Source organism: Rhodococcus sp. 15-649-2-2 (assembly GCF_002258645.1).
GTDB lineage: Bacteria > Actinomycetota > Actinomycetes > Mycobacteriales > Mycobacteriaceae > Rhodococcoides.
In genome coordinates this window covers 322,237-338,091 of the sequence record NZ_NPFM01000022.1, presented here as the reverse complement: position 1 = coordinate 338,091, position 15,855 = coordinate 322,237, and the positions used below count along the sequence as shown (strand labels likewise).

20 protein-coding genes are annotated in these 15,855 nt (G+C 64.7%); 4 read left to right on the top strand and 16 right to left on the bottom strand.

Translation table 11 applies throughout. The features are described from left to right. The 5 genes from CH305_RS15570 to CH305_RS15550 all read right to left on the bottom strand — a co-directional run. A partial coding sequence (locus tag CH305_RS15570) for a DUF222 domain-containing protein (RefSeq protein WP_143545287.1) occupies positions 1–432 on the bottom strand: 432 nt, incomplete at its 3' end. A gap of 129 nt (positions 433–561) precedes the next feature. Then, on the bottom strand, positions 562–975 hold the full coding sequence (locus CH305_RS15565) for a DUF4440 domain-containing protein (protein WP_094704151.1): 414 nt from the start codon (positions 973–975) through the stop codon (positions 562–564). Positions 976–1,003: 28 nt separating this feature from the next. Then, entirely contained in the window at positions 1,004–1,459 is a 456-nt protein-coding gene (locus CH305_RS15560; protein ID WP_032380598.1) for a 6,7-dimethyl-8-ribityllumazine synthase, read from the bottom strand. 10 nt (positions 1,460–1,469) lie between these two features. Next, positions 1,470–1,901, bottom strand: coding sequence for a DUF1810 domain-containing protein (locus CH305_RS15555; protein ID WP_032403008.1), 432 nt, complete (start codon positions 1,899–1,901; stop codon positions 1,470–1,472). 10 nt (positions 1,902–1,911) lie between these two features. Then, positions 1,912–2,496 (bottom strand): TetR/AcrR family transcriptional regulator, encoded by a 585-nt coding sequence (locus CH305_RS15550; RefSeq protein WP_094704150.1) that lies wholly within the window; start codon positions 2,494–2,496, stop codon positions 1,912–1,914. A gap of 61 nt (positions 2,497–2,557) precedes the next feature. Here CH305_RS15550 and CH305_RS15545 point away from each other — a divergent pair, with 61 nt between their 5' ends. Further along, complete coding sequence (locus CH305_RS15545; RefSeq protein WP_256983779.1) at positions 2,558–3,319, top strand: SDR family oxidoreductase; 762 nt, start codon at positions 2,558–2,560, stop codon at positions 3,317–3,319. Here the strand turns inward: CH305_RS15545 and CH305_RS15540 are convergent. Then, a complete protein-coding gene (locus CH305_RS15540) occupies positions 3,294–3,734 on the bottom strand; it encodes a MarR family winged helix-turn-helix transcriptional regulator (RefSeq protein ID WP_094704148.1) in 441 nt (146 codons plus the stop codon). The two genes, CH305_RS15545 and CH305_RS15540, sit on opposite strands and share 26 nt — an antisense overlap. 59 nt (positions 3,735–3,793) lie before the next feature. On the opposite strand from CH305_RS15540, the gene CH305_RS15535 reads away from it, so the two are divergent. Beyond that, positions 3,794–4,495 carry an SDR family NAD(P)-dependent oxidoreductase gene (locus CH305_RS15535; protein WP_094704147.1) on the top strand — a complete coding sequence of 234 codons (702 nt, stop codon included), beginning with the start codon at positions 3,794–3,796 and terminating at the stop codon, positions 4,493–4,495. A gap of 14 nt (positions 4,496–4,509) precedes the next feature. On the opposite strand, the gene CH305_RS15530 is transcribed toward CH305_RS15535, so the two are convergent. The 5 genes from CH305_RS15530 to CH305_RS15510 form a co-directional block, all read right to left on the bottom strand. Beyond that, on the bottom strand, positions 4,510–4,995 hold the full coding sequence (locus CH305_RS15530; protein ID WP_094704146.1) for a CoA-binding protein: 486 nt from the start codon (positions 4,993–4,995) through the stop codon (positions 4,510–4,512). Next, positions 4,992–6,290, bottom strand: a complete 1,299-nt coding sequence (locus tag CH305_RS15525; protein WP_094704145.1) for an O-acetylhomoserine aminocarboxypropyltransferase/cysteine synthase family protein — start codon at positions 6,288–6,290, stop codon at positions 4,992–4,994. Before CH305_RS15525 ends, CH305_RS15530 begins: the two co-directional genes overlap by 4 nt. A gap of 4 nt (positions 6,291–6,294) precedes the next feature. Further along, on the bottom strand, positions 6,295–6,807 hold the full coding sequence (locus CH305_RS15520) for an OsmC family protein (protein ID WP_094704144.1): 513 nt from the start codon (positions 6,805–6,807) through the stop codon (positions 6,295–6,297). A gap of 203 nt (positions 6,808–7,010) precedes the next feature. Beyond that, a complete protein-coding gene (locus CH305_RS15515; RefSeq protein ID WP_094704143.1) occupies positions 7,011–7,673 on the bottom strand; it encodes an SDR family oxidoreductase in 663 nt (220 codons plus the stop codon). An 83-nt stretch (positions 7,674–7,756) separates the two neighbouring features. Continuing rightward, a complete protein-coding gene (locus CH305_RS15510) occupies positions 7,757–9,172 on the bottom strand; it encodes an acyl-CoA synthetase (protein ID WP_094704142.1) in 1,416 nt (471 codons plus the stop codon). Between the two features lie 2 nt (positions 9,173–9,174). Between CH305_RS15510 and CH305_RS15505 the strand changes: the two genes are divergently transcribed. Beyond that, the gene (locus CH305_RS15505; RefSeq protein WP_094704141.1) at positions 9,175–9,597 is read left to right on the top strand and encodes a hypothetical protein; all 423 of its coding nucleotides are present in this window, start codon (positions 9,175–9,177) and stop codon (positions 9,595–9,597) included. A 12-nt stretch (positions 9,598–9,609) separates the two neighbouring features. Here CH305_RS15505 and CH305_RS15500 read toward each other — a convergent pair whose 3' ends face one another. The 5 genes from CH305_RS15500 to CH305_RS15480 all read right to left on the bottom strand — a co-directional run bounded on the left by CH305_RS15500 (position 9,610) and on the right by CH305_RS15480 (position 15,234). Then, on the bottom strand, positions 9,610–10,227 hold the full coding sequence (locus CH305_RS15500) for a LysE family translocator (protein WP_032380586.1): 618 nt from the start codon (positions 10,225–10,227) through the stop codon (positions 9,610–9,612). A 125-nt stretch (positions 10,228–10,352) separates the two neighbouring features. Continuing rightward, positions 10,353–11,456: a succinyldiaminopimelate transaminase gene (gene dapC / locus CH305_RS15495; protein ID WP_094704140.1), complete on the bottom strand. Its 1,104-nt coding sequence runs from the start codon at positions 11,454–11,456 to the stop codon at positions 10,353–10,355. Between the two features lie 4 nt (positions 11,457–11,460). Further along, positions 11,461–11,784 (bottom strand): ferredoxin, encoded by a 324-nt coding sequence (gene fdxA, locus CH305_RS15490; protein ID WP_008714223.1) that lies wholly within the window; start codon positions 11,782–11,784, stop codon positions 11,461–11,463. Positions 11,785–11,897: 113 nt separating this feature from the next. Further along, a complete protein-coding gene (locus tag CH305_RS15485) occupies positions 11,898–12,656 on the bottom strand; it encodes a hypothetical protein (protein ID WP_032380584.1) in 759 nt (252 codons plus the stop codon). Positions 12,657–12,693: 37 nt separating this feature from the next. Then, complete coding sequence (locus tag CH305_RS15480) at positions 12,694–15,234, bottom strand: bifunctional FO biosynthesis protein CofGH (RefSeq protein WP_170944749.1); 2,541 nt, start codon at positions 15,232–15,234, stop codon at positions 12,694–12,696. Between the two features lie 122 nt (positions 15,235–15,356). Here CH305_RS15480 and CH305_RS15475 point away from each other — a divergent pair, with 122 nt between their 5' ends. Next, entirely contained in the window at positions 15,357–15,836 is a 480-nt protein-coding gene (locus tag CH305_RS15475; protein ID WP_094704139.1) for a PH domain-containing protein, read from the top strand. The last annotated feature ends 19 nt before the right edge of the window (positions 15,837–15,855 follow it).

Below are 15,855 nucleotides of genomic sequence, written 5' to 3'. Positions count from 1 at the left end.
GAGTTTGGTGATCGCTTCGCGGATGCGGCCGGTACGTGCGCCGGGTCCGGTGGCGGCGGTGATCATCGCCTTCCGGGCAATATCGCGACCCTCTTGCGGCAGGTTCTTCGGTGGTGTTTCGGCGAAGGCGAGGATCAGAGTTGCATGGTCGATGGTCATGACGCCGGTGTTGACGGCGTCGGCGATGTCGGAGAAGTTCTTCAGTCCGCGGGCCAGGGCGACGATTTTGGTGGCTTTACTGGGGCTGAGCAGGGTGGTGGAGGTCAGCCATCCGGCAGGGCCGGGGAAGCCGAGCTTCTCGCGGGAGACGCGGGTGTCGATTTCGCCTACGAGGGCGATACGTCGGGCTTCCATCAACTGGATTCGGTGGGAGACATCAGCAGCGTCGGCGAGGAGTTCGCTTTCGCTCAGTTGCCAGATCTCCGTTGTCATGGACCAAGTGTATCGAACATGTGTTCGACCGGCAATGATAGTCGAATCCAAAACTATTGCCGTGCTTCACTATTCACGAAACGGAACCTGTCGGTAGCTCGTGGTAAAGGTCAACTCATCCGTCACACATCACGATTCATGGTCTGCGATCACGGTTCCTTGGTGATAGAGGATTCTCCAGTCACCGTCCCGTCGCTGCCACAACGTTGTTCTACGGGTATACCTGCCGTCGAGCCGCAGCGTGTAAGTCAGCAGGTAGGTCGCCGGGGCAATTTCCCGGAGCTCGAATCCGCTGGTCTCCCAATCACCGTCGAGCCGACCGCTCGGGTCGGACGCGTACCGATGTTCGAGGACCGACCAGACGTGTTCGCGACTGTAGAGCCGACCCGAAGCTCCGATCTCCCAGAAACTTGGATCGGTGAGGCACTCGAAGTCTCCCCGCGTGGTGCCGTACTCGCGGCGATGGAAGATCGGTTCTCGCCGTTCGAGTTCCGCGAGTATCTCATCCAGCTCGGGCAGTGAGCGGCCATCGGGCCCGCGCACAGAATCGGCGACGACGTCGGCCCCAGCGTCAGCCGATGGTTCCCAGCGACGCCAGAGTTTTGACGACAGCTCTCGCCGCCTCGGCACCTTTGGTTTCGAGATGCGCTGTGAAGAAGGCATTGTGGTCGGCGTGCTCGTGGAAATGGTGGGGAGTGAGCACCACCGAGAACACGGGGACGTCGGTATCCAGCTGCACCCGCATGAGACCGTCGATGACCGCCGTCTCGACGAAGTCGTGTCGATAGATTCCGCCGTCCACCACCAGTGCGGCGGCAACGATCGCCGAGTACTTCCCGGTCTTGGCCAGCCGCTGCGCATGCAGCGGGATCTCGAATGCTCCCGGGACCTCGAAGACGTCGATGGACGTCCCGGCCTGGCCGAGCCGCTCGAGTTCTGCTGCGAAACCCACTCGCGCGCGGTCGACGATGTCCAGGTGCCAGCTGGCGTGAACGAAGGCAATGGATCCGGCGAGTGGAGTCGTCATGGGTGCGATGCTAGCGGTATCGCTCGTCGAGCAAGTCGAGTGTTCCGCCATCGGATTCACCGTCGAAATACTTTTGCAACACTTCACCGAAAACGGACGTGCCCTTGGTAGCTTCGGCAAAAAGGGTCATGGACGAGTGCAATTTCAGATTGTCCGGATAACCGAAGATCTCGTCGACCGTCCGGCCCTCGATTCCAACGGTCAGCCGAGCTGCCTTGCTCAGGCGCGGCCCCAGCACCTCGTGAGACAAGTACAGTTCCGCCTCGGTCAGATCGGCGATGCCGAAGTGCTGAGCAGTTGCACTGCGGCCCAGCCCCGCCAACTGCGGGAACACGAACCACATCCAGTGCGTCTGCTTGCGTCCCGCTTTCAGTTCCTTCGTCACTGCATTCCAGACGGGGTCCTGGGCGTCCACGAAGCGTTGCAGGTCGTATTCGGTCATGCCACTCAACCTAGGTGAACCCGCGCATCAGGGTGTCGACGGTTGCGTCCAGTAGATCCTCGACCGGGACGCCGTCGAGGAGATCACCGGTGGCGAGCACCGCGAGGCCGTGCACACTCGCGAACGCCACCCGAGCGAGTATTTCGGTGGGCGCCTCAGTGATCATGCCGGCGCCAATGGCGTCCTTCAACAACGCCTCGGTTGCCGTCATACTCTGGCCCGCAGCAGCTTTCAGGTCGTCGCTGGCACCGGGGTGATGTTTGGTGCTGTACATGACATCCAGTAGTTCGGGATGCTCGACGGCGAATCCGAGATACGCACGTGCGACGCCACGAAACCGCGACATCAGCTCACCGGGACCGGTCGCGGCGGCGGCCATCCGGCGGTTCATCTCCTGAAAACCGTGCAGGGCCAGCGCATCCAGCAATGCCTGCTTGTCTCGGAAATGACGAGCCGGGGCGGCGTGACTGACTCCGACATCTCTGGCCAACTGCCGCAGCGAGAGCGCATCGACGCCACCCTGCGCAATGCTCCGTTCGGCCGCGTCGAGCAGTACCGCCCGCAAGTCACCATGGTGATAGCGCCGCGTTGCCATGCACTCACCCTAAGTGATGTTGGCATTGACAACAATGCTGACACTGCCTACATTTGCGCTCATGACTTCCACAGTGCTCATCACCGGCGCAAGCTCAGGCCTCGGCGAGGAATTCGCCACCCGATTTGCCGCACGCGGCGAGAACGTCGTCCTCGTTGCACGGCGGGCCGATCGACTCGAGGCTCTCGCTCGCCGCATCGAGGCCGACCACGGCGTCACTGCCACCGTCGTGGCGATGGACCTGGGCGTACCTGGAGTTGGCGCAGCACTGCGAACCACGTTGACCGAGAAAGGGATAACTCCCACTTCCCTGGTCAACAACGCCGGCTTCGGAACGCACGGCCGGTTCGCCGACGAGGATCCGGAGCGCGTGGCCGCAGAAATCGCCCTCAACGTCAGTGCGCTGGTCGACCTCACTCACGCATTCCTGCCGAACCTGACCGGTGCGCTGATCAACGTGGCGAGTACCGCTGCGTATCAACCGACGCCCAACATGGCCGTGTACGGGGCGACCAAAGCGTTCGTCTTGAACTTCACCGAAGCTCTGGCATTCGAGTACCGCACCTCGTCGCTGAAAGTCCTCGCGCTCTCCCCCGGTCCGACGCGCACCGAGTTCTTCGACGTCGTGGGATCGAAAGACGCCGCGGTGGGCAACTTTCAGACATCCGAGCAAGTTGTCTCGACGGCATTGCGCGCGTTGGATTCTCGTCGCACTCCGGCCAGTGTCGTGTCCGGTCTGTCCAACAAGATCAGCGCGGGCAGCGTGCGCCTCGCCCCGCGCGGTCTGGCAACAGTGATCAGCGGTCGCCTGCTGAAAGCGTGAGGCCGACGAGGATGCGCTCGAATGCCGCTCGCTCGGAAGCCGGGATCGCGTCGAGCAGATGCCGTCGGACCGCCTCAGCGTGAACGGGCCGAGCGCGCACGACGGCATCGCGTCCCGCGGTGGTGAGAAATACCTCCACTCCCCCGTCGACCTGACGCCGACTGATGAGTCCGCGGTCGGCCATTCGGGTCAGATGGTGCGACAGCCGGCTGCGATGCCACTCGAGCAACGCGGCCAAGGCGCTCTGCCGCAGCACCCCATCCCCTATCTCGTGTACTCGGGTCAGGACCGCGAAATCCTGTTCCGACAAGCCAGTTTCGTCCGCAATCTCCGCGGTGACGCGAGTCCACACGGCGCCCTGCGCCCGCTTCCATACGTGCCACAGGGCCATCTCGGATTCGTTCAACAGCGTCATTGCGCCAGCCTATCCACCCACTGTTGACATGACAACACAACCGGGTGCATTGTGTTGACATGACAACACACACCGCTCTCGTCACGGGTGCCAACCGAGGCGTCGGCGTTGCCATCGTCCGCGGCCTCGCCGCCCAGGACTTTGTCGTTTATTTGGGCTCGCGAGATCTCGCCGGGGGCGTCACAGCGGCCACCGGGATCGACGGAGACATACGCCCGATTCGGCTCGACGTCACCTCGACCGACGACATCGACGAGGCCGTCCGACACATCGACACCGAAGTGGGCCACCTCGACGCTCTGATCAACAACGCCGGCGTCAACGTCGGGTATCACCGCCCTACCGAGGAGAATTCGTCGGATCTGCGAAAGGTGTATGGCGTCAATGTCTTTGCCGTCGTCGATGTGACCAACGCATTCCTGCCGCTACTGAGAAAGTCCCCGGCCGGTCGGATCGTCAACGTCACCAGCAAGCGCGGTTCCATCGGCGAGGACGGCGCGTGGGTGGGCACGCCGTCGATGGCGTATTCGAGCTCGAAGACCGCTCTGAACGCCCTCACCGTTCACTACGCCCGAGACCTTGCCGATACCCCGATCAAGGTCAACGGAGCAGCCCCCGGGCACGTCGCCACCGACTTCAACGGATTCCGCGGAACACGATCGCCGGACGAGGGTGCGGCCGTCGCGATTCGGCTCGCCACCCTCGACGCCGATGGACCCACCGGACTGGTATTCGAGGACGACACCGTCCTGACGTGGTGAGGCGTGCGGCGCGCCTACCCCCGTGTACGACGCGAATCGATCACTCCCGTATCGAATCCGGCCAGATGCAATCCACCGTGGAATCGCGCGTGTTCGATCTTGAGGCAACGGTCCATGACGACGTTCAATCCGGCGGCTTCGGCGTCGTGGGCCACCTGCTCGTGCCACAGCCCCAGCTGCAGCCAGACCGTCTTCGTCTGCACTGCAATGGTTTCGGTGAGAACCGCAGGAAGGTCGTCGTACTTGCGGAAGACGTCGACCAGATCCGGCGGCTTCGGCAGGTCTGCGAGCGTCGGATAGACCGTTGTTCCTTCGATCTCGGTGATCGTCGGATTGACGAGAAAGATCTCGTAGTTGCTCGTCGACGACAGATATCGGTTGACGAAATAGGATGCCCGCGAGGGGTTCTTGGACGCACCGACGATTGCCACCGTCCTGGTTTCCCGCAGAATGCGCTGGCGCTCTTGGGCGGACGGGCCCTGCCAGGTGCGTTCGGTCACGAGCGTGCCTTTCCGGTTGCCAGCGTCAGGGCCTGATCCAGATCCCAGAGGATGTCCTCGACGTCTTCGAGTCCGACGCTGATGCGGATCAATTCCGGGCCGACACCCGCTCCGCGAAGTTGATCGTCGGTCAGCTGCCGGTGGGTGGTGCTGGCCGGGTGAATCACGAGCGTACGCACGTCGCCGATGTTGGCGACATGGCTGGCAACTCGGACACTTTCGACGAACGTCTGACCGGCGTCGCGACCCCCGTCGATTCCGAAGGCGAACACCGCACCGGGTCCGGCGGGCAGATATTTCAAGGCGCGGTCGTGATGCGAATGACTCTCCAGCCCAGCCCATCTCACGTAGTCGATGCGCGGATCCTGTTCCAGCCACTCGGCGACCGCTCGGGCATTGGCAACATGTGCGTCCATACGCTGCGGCAACGTCTCGACACCCTGGATCAGGGTGAAGGCCGACTGTGGTGCCAACGCACCACCGATGTCGCGCAGTTGCTCGCTGCGCAGCTTGGTCAGAAAGCCGTACTCGCCGAAGTTTCCCCACCACGACAGGCCTCCGTACGAGGCCACCGGCTCGGTCATCTGCGGGAATTTGCCAGAGCCCCAGTCGAATCGACCGGATTCGACCACCACTCCACCCAGCGTCGAACCGTGCCCACCGAGAAACTTCGTCGCCGAGTGGATCACGATGTCGGCACCGAACTCGATGGGCCGGCTCAGCCACGGGGTCGCCATCGTCGCGTCGATCACCAACGGGATCCCGTGCTCGTGCGCAACGGCGGCTAGACCGTCGAGGTCGGCGATCTCCCCCGACGGGTTCCCGATGATCTCGGCGTACATGAGTTTGGTCGAATCCGTTACCGCAGCAGCGTAATCCGCCGGATCGGTGCCCGGAACGAACGTGGTCTCGACACCGAAGCGGCGGAGTGTGACGTCGAGTTGGGTCACCGTGCCGCCGTAGAGACCGGCCGCCGCGACGATGTGGTCGCCGGTGCCCGCGAGAGCAGCGAACACCGCGAACTCGGCCGACAACCCACTGGCGAACGCGACCGCTCCGATGCCGCCTTCGAGGCTCGCGATGCGCTCCTCGAAGGCGGCGACGGTCGGATTGCCGATACGGCTGTAGACGTTGCCGTACTTCTGCAGAGCGAACAGATCGCCTGCGTCAGAGGAATTCTCGAACACGTAGCTCGCCGTCTGATAGATCGGCACAGCACGCGAACCGGTGGAAGGATCAGGCCTTGCGCCGGCGTGAATTGCTCTGGTACGTAGGCCGAATGTCCGTTCGCTCATGACCTCAGGCCGTTTCGAGAACGGTGTGGATCGGGGTGGGATTGCGCGTCAGATCCAGCACGGGGCAGTGATCGTCGACGGCCTGTTGCAGCTCCTGGTACCGTTCCCGCGTCTCCGGCCCCGTGACCGTGACGACAACACGCACCTCACCGAACCCCGGGCGCACCGCGTCGTCGAACCCGAAGAATCCGCGCACGTCGAGATCTCCCTCGGCCTTTGCGCTGATGTCGTCGACGACGATGCCCAGCTTCTCGGCCCAGACACGATAGGTGACCACCTGGCAGGACAGCAGCGACGCGAGGTAGTACTCCACGGGATTGGCGGCCTTGTTCTCCCCGCCGAGGGCCGGCGGCTCGTCCACCTCGACGCTGTATTTGCCGAGTGTGACGGTGCTGGCGACGGCGTCGTGTGCGGTGGCCGAACCACGAAAGACGACCTGGGCGTTCTTCGCGTCGGCCTGTACGGCGTCATCGGTGGCAGCGATGACGCCGCCGAGATGAGAGACAGATGTGGTCATGAGAATTCCTGTTCGATTCGAGGGTTGCCGGAACTACCCGAGGAGCGCAAAAGCCCGTCGGGAATGGGTTCGATCGACTGTTACGAACAGGAGGAGGTGCAGACGAGACCGAAGTCGATGGTGCGACGACGAACGAGCCTTCTGGCTGCGTCGGTCACATGTGTCTCGGTCACGAAGCCGACAATAGCCTAGGAACGTCTCGCCTACGAGAACTGGTCCGCGCCGACGTCGGTCTCGTCGTCGGCGATGGCCGCGACGACGCGCGCTGCCACCGCATCCGGGGTCAGCCCCTGTGGCAGTTTCGGTGCCTGCCCGGCGATCGGCCGAGTGGCCAAGCCGGTCTCGGTGTGCGGTGGCCGCACATCGACGATCCTGATCTTCGACTTACGGGCTTCTGTGCGAACACTTTTCAGCAGCGCACTCACCGCGGCCTTGCTCGCAGAGTAGGCACCCATGTTCGGCATCGGCTTGTCGGCCACCACCGCACTGATGTTGAGGGCGAAGCCGCCCTGATCGAGTGTGGTCAACGCTTCGCGCATGATGCGCAGCGGCGCGAGGTAGTTGAGCAGCAGCAGTTCGTCGACGGTGTCGTCGTCCACTTCGGTCACCGGCCCGAACGCCACGACACCGGCGGCGATCACGATCCCGTCCAGACCGCCGTGGTGTTCGACGGCCTCTGCGATCACCGAGCGAGCCGAATCCGGAAGCGTCAGATCGGCATTCACCACGTGATGATCCGAGGACTCGAGGCTGCGACCGCTGACGGTCAACCGCGCACCGGCTTCTGCGAGCTGGTCGACTATCGGGGACCCCAGCCCACCACTGGCACCGAATACGAGAATGCGTGCGCCGTCGAGTGAGGTCATACCCCGAACTTAATCGCCGCCTCGTACCCCGCGCTGACGTTGAGCCATTTTGGGTAATTCCGCAGGCTCCACTCCCGCGACGACTAGCTCAACAACTTCTTCTGCACCTTGCCCATCGCATTGCGCGGCAGCGAGTCGACCACGCGAATCTCGCGGGGCCGCTTGTGAATCGACAGCTCGGTGGCCACCAGATCGATGAGCACCCTATCCTCGACATCGGTACCCACGACGAAGGCCACGATGCGCTGGCCCAGGTCGTCGTCCGGCAAGCCGACGACAGCGACCTCGTCCACGCTCGGATGCCCCAGCAGCACCGTCTCGATCTCCCCCGCGCCGACGCGATAGCCGCCGGATTTGATCAGGTCCGTCGACGCGCGCCCGACGATGCGATGAAAGCCGTCCGGCTCGATCAGAGCGACATCTCCGGTGTCGAACCAGCCGTCCTCGGTGAAGGTCTTCGCTGTCGCCTCCGGGTTGTTCAGGTAGCCGTCGAACAGCATGGGGCAACGGATCTGCAGTGCTCCGATCGATTCACCGTCGTGGGGCAGGATTTCGCCCTGCTCGCCGCGCAGTCGGGTTTCGACGCCTGCAACCGGTAGTCCCACCGAGCCCGGGCGACGCTCACCGTCGGCGCGGGTGCTGATGGTGATGAGGGTTTCGCTCATGCCGTACCGCTCGATCGGGGCCTGGCCGGTGAGCTCGCGCAGCTTCTCGAACACCGGTACCGGAAGCGGCGCACTGCCGGAGACCAGCAACCGGGCGTCCGCGAGAGCTCGGGCGGACGTCTCGTCGGCGGCGACCCGCGACCACACCGTCGGCACCCCGAAATAGAGGGAACCACGCGCAGCCGCGTAGAGCTCCGGAGTCGGCTTACCGGTGTGAATCAGTGGGCTGCCGACCCGCAGCGGGCCGAGGACCCCGAGGATGAGACCGTGCACATGGAACAGTGGAAGCCCGTGCACCACAGTGTCTTTCCACGTCCAGCTCCACGCATCGGCCAACGCGTCGAGGCCGGCCGCGATGGCGCTGCGAGAGATCAGGACGCCCTTCGGCGGGCCGGTGGTACCGGAGGTGTAGAGCACGAACGCAACGGAAGACGGCTGCGGTTCGGCGTAGCTGTGCCACGACCGCGCGTGCTGACGCACCGGTAGAACCTCGAGCCCGGCGGTATCGGGCGGAGCTTCGCCGAGCCACGCCTGCGCACCCGAGTCCCGGAGGATGTGCTCGCGTTCGGCGACGCCCGCGTCCGGCGGCACCGGGACCACGGTGACTCCGGCGATCAGGGCACCGACGACCGCGAGCACCGTCTTGACCGACGGCGTTGCGTAGATCGCGAGCCGATCTGCCCGCGCGATGCGTTCGGCAACCGAGGTCGCAGCACCCAGGATGTCGGCGCGAGAAAGCGAGACTCCGTCGATGGTGATGGCGTCGGGAATATCGTCTCCCCGCGCAACGGCGAGTGGGTTCAGTGAACGAAGCAGCACATGGCTACCGTACATACATGGACGTGGACGGAATCGACACCGGCGATTACGCCGAGTACATGACGGTCGCCGCCGGTGACCTGCAGGCGGGCGTCTATCTGATCGGAACCGACGCCGAGCAGGACACCGATTCCGAGGACGAACTCGACCTGGATCTCGAAGACGAGGATTCGGACGACGACGCCATCGACATCGCGCACGTCACCGACGGCGCGCCGAGGCTGGTCTACTCGGTCCAATCGGACGATTTCTGGACGCGGGTGGAACTGGCCGATCTGCGAGCCACTCAGCTCTACGAGGAAGCCCACGCACGCAATCCCGACGTCAACACCGAGCCGAAGCGCTTCACCACCGTCGAAGCGTTCGGCAGCAATGAACTGGTCTACATCCTGCGCATCAGACGCGGCGGCTGGGACGTGGGCGAGCCCGACCTCGATTGATCGCTGTCGCCGCTAGGCCGAGGACGCGACGGTTCCGACGCCGAGGGCGACCAGGAATCCGGCACTGATGCGGTCCAGCCAGTCGGTCACCGCGGGCTTGCGCAGCAACGCGACCGCGCGTGAGGCGACGACGGAGAACACTCCCATCACCAGGGCTGCCACCACCACCTCGACCAGCCCGAGCGTCATTGCACCGGTGAACGTGACCACGGTGAGGAACTGCGGCACCACGGCCAGGTAGAACAGTCCGACCTTGGGATTGAGCGCGCACGAGAGAACTCCGGCACCGAACGCCGACCATGCGGCCGCCGCGACCGGCACCAGCGGCTCACCGGCCACCTTGTTCTTTCGGCGTGCCCGAAACGCCTTCACACCCAGGTACAGCAGATACAGCCCGCCGAGGATCTTGACCACGCGATACGCCGTCGCCGACTGCTCGACGATCGCCGCCAGCCCAACGGCTACCAGCACGGCCCAGAACAGTCCGCCGATCGCGACGCCCATCGCCGCCGCGATCCCGGGCTTGAGGCCGCCGATGCTGTACCGCAGCACCAGAAACGAATCGGGCCCGGGCAGGATCGCCAGCAGAAAACACACGCCGGCGAAGCTGAGCAGCAGGGTGAGGGTCATGCGTACATGAGAACACCCAGGCGGAGCCGGAGCCAACTGACTCGAGTGTCCACTATTTGGGTCGAGAAACGGGATCCCGCGCGCCGAACCGAATTGTGGACGCTCAGCGCGCTGGAGAAACCCGGCTACCCGCGCAAGCGAGTAGCCGCAGCCTCGATGCGCTCGTCCGTAGCCGTCAGTGCGATTCGCACGTGCTGTCCACCGTCCGGCCCGTAGAACTCTCCCGGAGCGGCGAGGATGCCGCGTTCGGCGAGCCAGTCGACGGTGTCGCGGCACGGTTCGCCCCGAGTGGCCCACAGGTAGAGCCCGGCCTCGGAATGATCGACGGCGAATCCTGCTGCTTCGACGGCAGCTTTGAGCACAGTTCGCCGGGCGCGGTATCGCTCGCGTTGAATGCTCTCGTGCTTGTCGTCGGCCAGTGCTGCGGTCATGGCAGCCTGGATCGGCAGCGGCACCATCATGCCGGCGTGCTTGCGCACCTCGAGCAACTCGGCCACGAGGGACGCGTCGCCGGTGACGAAGCCGGCGCGATAACTCGCCAGGTTCGAGGTCTTCGAGAGTGAGTGCACGGCAAGCAGATTGGTATGATCGCCGTCGCACACGCGAGGATCCAACACGGACACGGCGTCAGCATCCCAGGTCAGTCCCAGATAGCACTCGTCGGAGACGACAATGGCGTCGCGCTCGCGGGCCCAGTCGACGACCTTGCGCAGGTGATCGACGCCGAGCACCTTGCCCGTCGGGTTGGACGGAGAGTTGACGAAGATCAACGACGCGCGCTCCGGTCCGAGCCGATTGAGACCGTCTGCCCGCAGAATACGAGCACCGGCAAGCAGAGCACCCACTTCGTAAGTGGGATAGGCCAATTCGGGGATGACGACCAGGTCGTCGGCACCCAGACCCAACAGAGTCGGCAACCAGGCGATCATTTCCTTGGTGCCGATGGCCGGCAGCACCGCGTCGACCCCGATGCCGGTGATCGAGTAGCGGCGCTCGAGCGCAGCCACCGCGGACTCCCGCAGCGCAACGGTGCCGACGGTCGTCGGGTACCCGGGTTCGCCCGCAACCGAATTCAGTGCGGTGCGGATGACCTCGGCAACCGGATCGACCGGCGTACCGACCGACAGGTTGACGATGCCGTCCGGGTGCGCCGACGCCTTCTCCTTGGCAGCGGTCAACGAGTCCCAGGGAAAATCGGGCAGCGCCGCTGCCACCGCTCTACGTGCCAAGGCGTCAGTTCTCGCCCATGGGAGGCAGAGCCTTGATGAACGGCGGGTCGTAGTCGGTCTTGCCGAGCTTCGCGGCACCGCCGGGAGATCCCAGGTCGTCGAAGAAGTCGACATTGGCACCGACGTAGGCGCTCCACTGCTCGGGAACGTCGTCCTCGTAGAAAATGGCCTCGACGGGGCACACGGGCTCGCAGGCCCCGCAGTCGACGCATTCGTCGGGGTGGATGTACAGCATTCGGTTACCCTCGTAGATGCAATCCACCGGGCACTCTTCGATGCACGCTTTGTCCAGTACATCTACGCACGGTTCTGCAATCGAGTAGGTCACTGCTGCTCTCCCCTCCTGTATCGATCGTGGGCGCTCGCGCGCCCTGAGCATCCTAGTATCGCCGTCCGAACATGGGGCAAATCGACCAGGGTGGCCTCACCTGCCCCGAACGGCTATCGCCGCAGCTGCTTCGCGGGCACGTCTGCACCGAGTGCGGACGCCTTCTTGTGCGCCGCGAGCCACTTGCGGCCCTGCTTGGCGGCGCGCGAGAGCGCGCCCCGCTCACCGAGGTATCCGGCGACGCCGCCGACGAGCGGAATGGCTCCGAGTACGCGGTAGAACCCACGGGGATGCGGGCGCTTCTCCAGTTCGCCGGCAACGTCGCGCAGCACGTTGGCGATCTGCCACATTCCGCGCAGCAGTGCGAACGGGCCGGATTTCGGCGATTCTTCCTTCTTCGCGGGAGCGCTGTCGGCCAAGGACGTCAGGTCGCGCTTGCACAGCACCGACCCGAGTAGCGCCACGTGCGTCTCGCGGTCGGTCACTCCGGATTCGCGGGCCACCGCCACGAGCACCATCGCCTGGTTGGCGAACCCGAGCAGATCCTGGATCGGCAGACGGTTGACCAGGATGCCGAATACACCGGGGAATGCGACGGCAACGGTGTTGAGAGCTCCGATGCGATTGACCCACCACTGCGAACGAGCGTCGCTGTCGAGCTTTTCCCAGCCGGCGGTGCCCGGGAAGTCGGTGGTGTCGAAGGCTTTCGCGAGAAAGTCGATGACGTTGTCGAGGGTCGAATCGTCCGCAGAGGACTCGCGGAACGTCCGACCCTTGAGACCGATCGGGTCACGTGTGGCAAGGATGTCGAGCACAGGATGAATGATGGCGACGGCGCTGCTCAGCACCGCGGCGACTCGACGGTCGTCCATGTCAGACAAGCTCCATTTCGAAAATCAGGACCCAGGGTCAGATCAGGCCGGCGACCGACACCTCTGGTGCCGGGCCGTACGTGGTGGTGCGCTGACGAACCGGTCGTCCGATGCCGTCGGCGATCTCGTGCAGTTCCGCGACGGTCTTCTCCGAACCGTTCTGCGAACCCGCCATCCGCGAGATCGTCTCTTCCATCAGGGTCCCGCCCAGATCGTTCGCGCCTCCGTTCAGCATCGCCTGTGTACCCGTGATTCCCAATTTCACCCACGATGTCTGGATGTTGTCGATCCGGCCGTGCAGCATGATCCTGCCCAGAGCATGCACCGCGCGGTTGTCCCGGTTGGTCGGTCCTGGCCGCGACGCCCCGGCCAGATACAACGGTGAGGACTGGTGTACGAACGGCAGCGGCACGAACTCGGTGAATCCACCGGTCTTGTCCTGGATCTTCTTGAGCACGTTCAGGTGACCGACCCAGTGCGACGGGTTGTCGACGTGCCCGTACATCATCGTCGAGCTCGACCGCAGCCCCACCTCGTGCGCGGTGGTGATCACTTCGATCCACTCGGCGGCAGGGAGCTTGCCCTTGGTGAGCACCCAGCGGACCTCGTCGTCGAGGATTTCCGCGGCGGTACCCGGAATCGAGTCCAGGCCGGCGGCCCGGAGCTCGGTGAGCCATTCGCGGATCGACTGGCCTCCGCGCGAGGCCCCGTTGACGATCTCCATCGGCGAGAACGCATGCACGTGCATCGAGGGCACCTTGGCCTTGACCGCCCGTACCAGATCGGCATATCCCGTCACGGGGAGTTCGGGGTCGATTCCGCCCTGCATGCACACCTCGGTGGCTCCGACGACATGCGCTTCCCACGCCCGATCGGCGACCTCTGCGGTGGACAGGGTGAACGCGTCGGCGTCGCCCTTGCGCTGCGCGAACGCGCAGAAACGGCATCCGGTGTAGCAGATGTTGGTGAAGTTGATGTTCCGGTTCACCACGTAGGTGACGGTGTCCCCGTTGACCTGCTTGCGCAGATCGTCGGCGAGCGCAGCGACGGCATCCATGCCCGGGCCCTCGGCTGTGGCCAGCGCGAGGTACTGCTCGTCGGACAATCCGGCCGGGTCCTTCTCCGCTGCCGTGAGCGCTGAGACCAGGTCGCGGTCCACCCGCTCGAGCCCGGCGAGATCACGGACCTGCTCGCGGATCGATTCCCAGTCGCCGAACGCATTCGCCAGATCCGAGCGGGTCTCGGTGTTGCGGCCCTGGGTGTCGATCTCGGTGTTCAGATCCACCCGACCCGAGGACTCCCACTCCTCGTCCGGCTCCTGCCACGGCAGACCCGTCGGGTTCACACCCTCGCGAGCCATGCCGGTCTCCGGATCGGCCACCGCCCGCACGTGCGCCGAGATCCGCGGATCGATCCACGGCGCGCCGGCGAGAACGTACTGCGGCTGCGCGGCGGTGCGCTCGACCAACCGGTATCCGGCCGTTGCCGACAGCTCGGCGAGAGTGTCCAGGTTCGGCCACGGCCGCTCGGGATTGACGTGATCGGGCGTCAGGGGCGAGACCCCGCCCCAATCGTCGACGCCCGCCCCCAGCAACGCGGCAGTCTCTTCCGGTGCGACCAGATTCGGCGGAGCCTGAATCCGCATCGAGGGGCCCAGCACCATGCGCGTCACCGCGATGGTTGCCAGGAACTCTTCGAGACCGGCGTCGGGCACCGATCGCATCGCGGTATCGGACTTGGCCAGGAAGTTCTGCACGATAATTTCCTGAACGTGCCCGAAAGACTTGTGCACCTTGCGAATTGCCATGATCGACTCGGCGCGGTCGCGCAACGTCTCGCCGATGCCCACCAGAATGCCGGTGGTGAACGGGATGTTGAGCCGGCCCGCGTCGGTCAGGGTGCGCAGCCGAACCTCGGGATCCTTGTCAGGGCTGCCGTAGTGCGCCTGCCCCTTCTCCTCGAACAACCGACGCGAGGTGGTCTCGAGCATCATGCCCATCGACGGGGCGACCGGCTTGAGTCGCGAAAGTTCCTGCCAGGACATCACTCCCGGGTTGAGGTGCGGCAGCAAGCCGGTCTCCTCGAGCACCCGGATCGACATGGCACGCACGTAGTCCAAGGTCGAATCGTAGCCGCGGGAATCGAGCCACGCCTTGGCCTCGGGCCACCGCTCCTCCGGTCGGTCGCCGAGAGTGAACAGCGCTTCCTTGCACCCGAGCGCGGCACCCTTGCGAGCGACGTCGATGATCTCGTCGGGATCCATGAACATCCCGTGCCCGGCGGCATTGAGCTTGCCCGGCACCGTGACGAACGTGCAGTAGTGGCACTTGTCGCGGCACAACCGCGTGATGGGTACGAATACCTTGCGGGAGTACGACACCGTCTTCGGCCGGCCCGCGGATTCGAGCCCGGCATCGCGTACTCGGGACGCCGACGCCATCAGATCGGTCAGATCGTCACCGCGGGCGTGCAGCAGTACCGTGGCCTCGTCGACGTTGAGAGACACTCCATCGCGGGCACGACGCAACACTCGTCGCATCGCAGAGGGGGCTGGTACGGGATCCGGTAGAGAAGTCACCCGTCGATCATGCGCCTTCCCGGTACGCCCGTGCCACTGCAGGGTCTTCGGGCTGCCGCCCCCACTCCGACTCGGGGTGGTGGATACCAAAAGACACCTCTAGGTTTGTAGCCGTGACAACGATGACCGACCCCCAGTGGCAACCGTCTCCACGTGCACGTCTTCTCTGGGCTCTGAGTGCCGGTCTGCTGTGGCTACCGGTCTTCGTCGCCCAGATCGTCTGGGCCGTCGTCGACTCGACGTGGACCTCGTGGCCGCATGTCGCCGTCCTTGTGGCATCGATAGTGCTGGCGGCCCTGCACGTCACGATCGTTCCTCAGTGGCGGTACCGCGTCCATCGTTGGGAGATCAGCGACACGGCGGTCTACACCCGCACCGGCTGGCTCAGTCAGGAGCGCCGCATCGCGCCGATCTCGCGAGTGCAAACGGTCGACACCGAGCGCGGACCGCTCGATCGGTTGCTCGGATTGGCCACGGTCACCGTCACGACGGCGTCGTCGGCCGGAGCAGTGAAGATCACGGCACTCGATCGAGACGTCGCAGACAAGACAGTGGCCCGACTGACCGATATCGCCGGCCGCACCGTCGGAGACGCAACGTGACAGATCAGGAGCTCCTCGC

Excerpts from the sequence above, each read along its gene's own strand:
- CH305_RS15535 (WP_094704147.1), top strand. The coding sequence starts at position 3,794 with ATGACAACACACACCGCTCTCGTCACGGGTGCCAACCGAGGCGTCGGC.
- CH305_RS15520 (WP_094704144.1), bottom strand. The coding sequence starts at position 6,807 with ATGACCACATCTGTCTCTCATCTCGGCGGCGTCATCGCTGCCACCGAT.
- CH305_RS15500 (WP_032380586.1), bottom strand. The coding sequence starts at position 10,227 with ATGACCCTCACCCTGCTGCTCAGCTTCGCCGGCGTGTGTTTTCTGCTG.
- CH305_RS15505 (WP_094704141.1), top strand. The coding sequence starts at position 9,175 with ATGGACGTGGACGGAATCGACACCGGCGATTACGCCGAGTACATGACG.
- CH305_RS15560 (WP_032380598.1), bottom strand. The coding sequence starts at position 1,459 with ATGACGACTCCACTCGCCGGATCCATTGCCTTCGTTCACGCCAGCTGG.
- CH305_RS15540 (WP_094704148.1), bottom strand. The coding sequence starts at position 3,734 with ATGACGCTGTTGAACGAATCCGAGATGGCCCTGTGGCACGTATGGAAG.
- CH305_RS15515 (WP_094704143.1), bottom strand. The coding sequence starts at position 7,673 with ATGACCTCACTCGACGGCGCACGCATTCTCGTATTCGGTGCCAGTGGT.
- CH305_RS15525 (WP_094704145.1), bottom strand. The coding sequence starts at position 6,290 with ATGAGCGAACGGACATTCGGCCTACGTACCAGAGCAATTCACGCCGGC.
- CH305_RS15545 (WP_256983779.1), top strand. The coding sequence starts at position 2,558 with ATGACTTCCACAGTGCTCATCACCGGCGCAAGCTCAGGCCTCGGCGAG.
- CH305_RS15475 (WP_094704139.1), top strand. The coding sequence starts at position 15,357 with ATGACCGACCCCCAGTGGCAACCGTCTCCACGTGCACGTCTTCTCTGG.
- CH305_RS15510 (WP_094704142.1), bottom strand. The coding sequence starts at position 9,172 with ATGTACGGTAGCCATGTGCTGCTTCGTTCACTGAACCCACTCGCCGTT.
- CH305_RS15555 (WP_032403008.1), bottom strand. The coding sequence starts at position 1,901 with ATGACCGAATACGACCTGCAACGCTTCGTGGACGCCCAGGACCCCGTC.
- CH305_RS15485 (WP_032380584.1), bottom strand. The coding sequence starts at position 12,656 with ATGGACGACCGTCGAGTCGCCGCGGTGCTGAGCAGCGCCGTCGCCATC.
- CH305_RS15550 (WP_094704150.1), bottom strand. The coding sequence starts at position 2,496 with ATGGCAACGCGGCGCTATCACCATGGTGACTTGCGGGCGGTACTGCTC.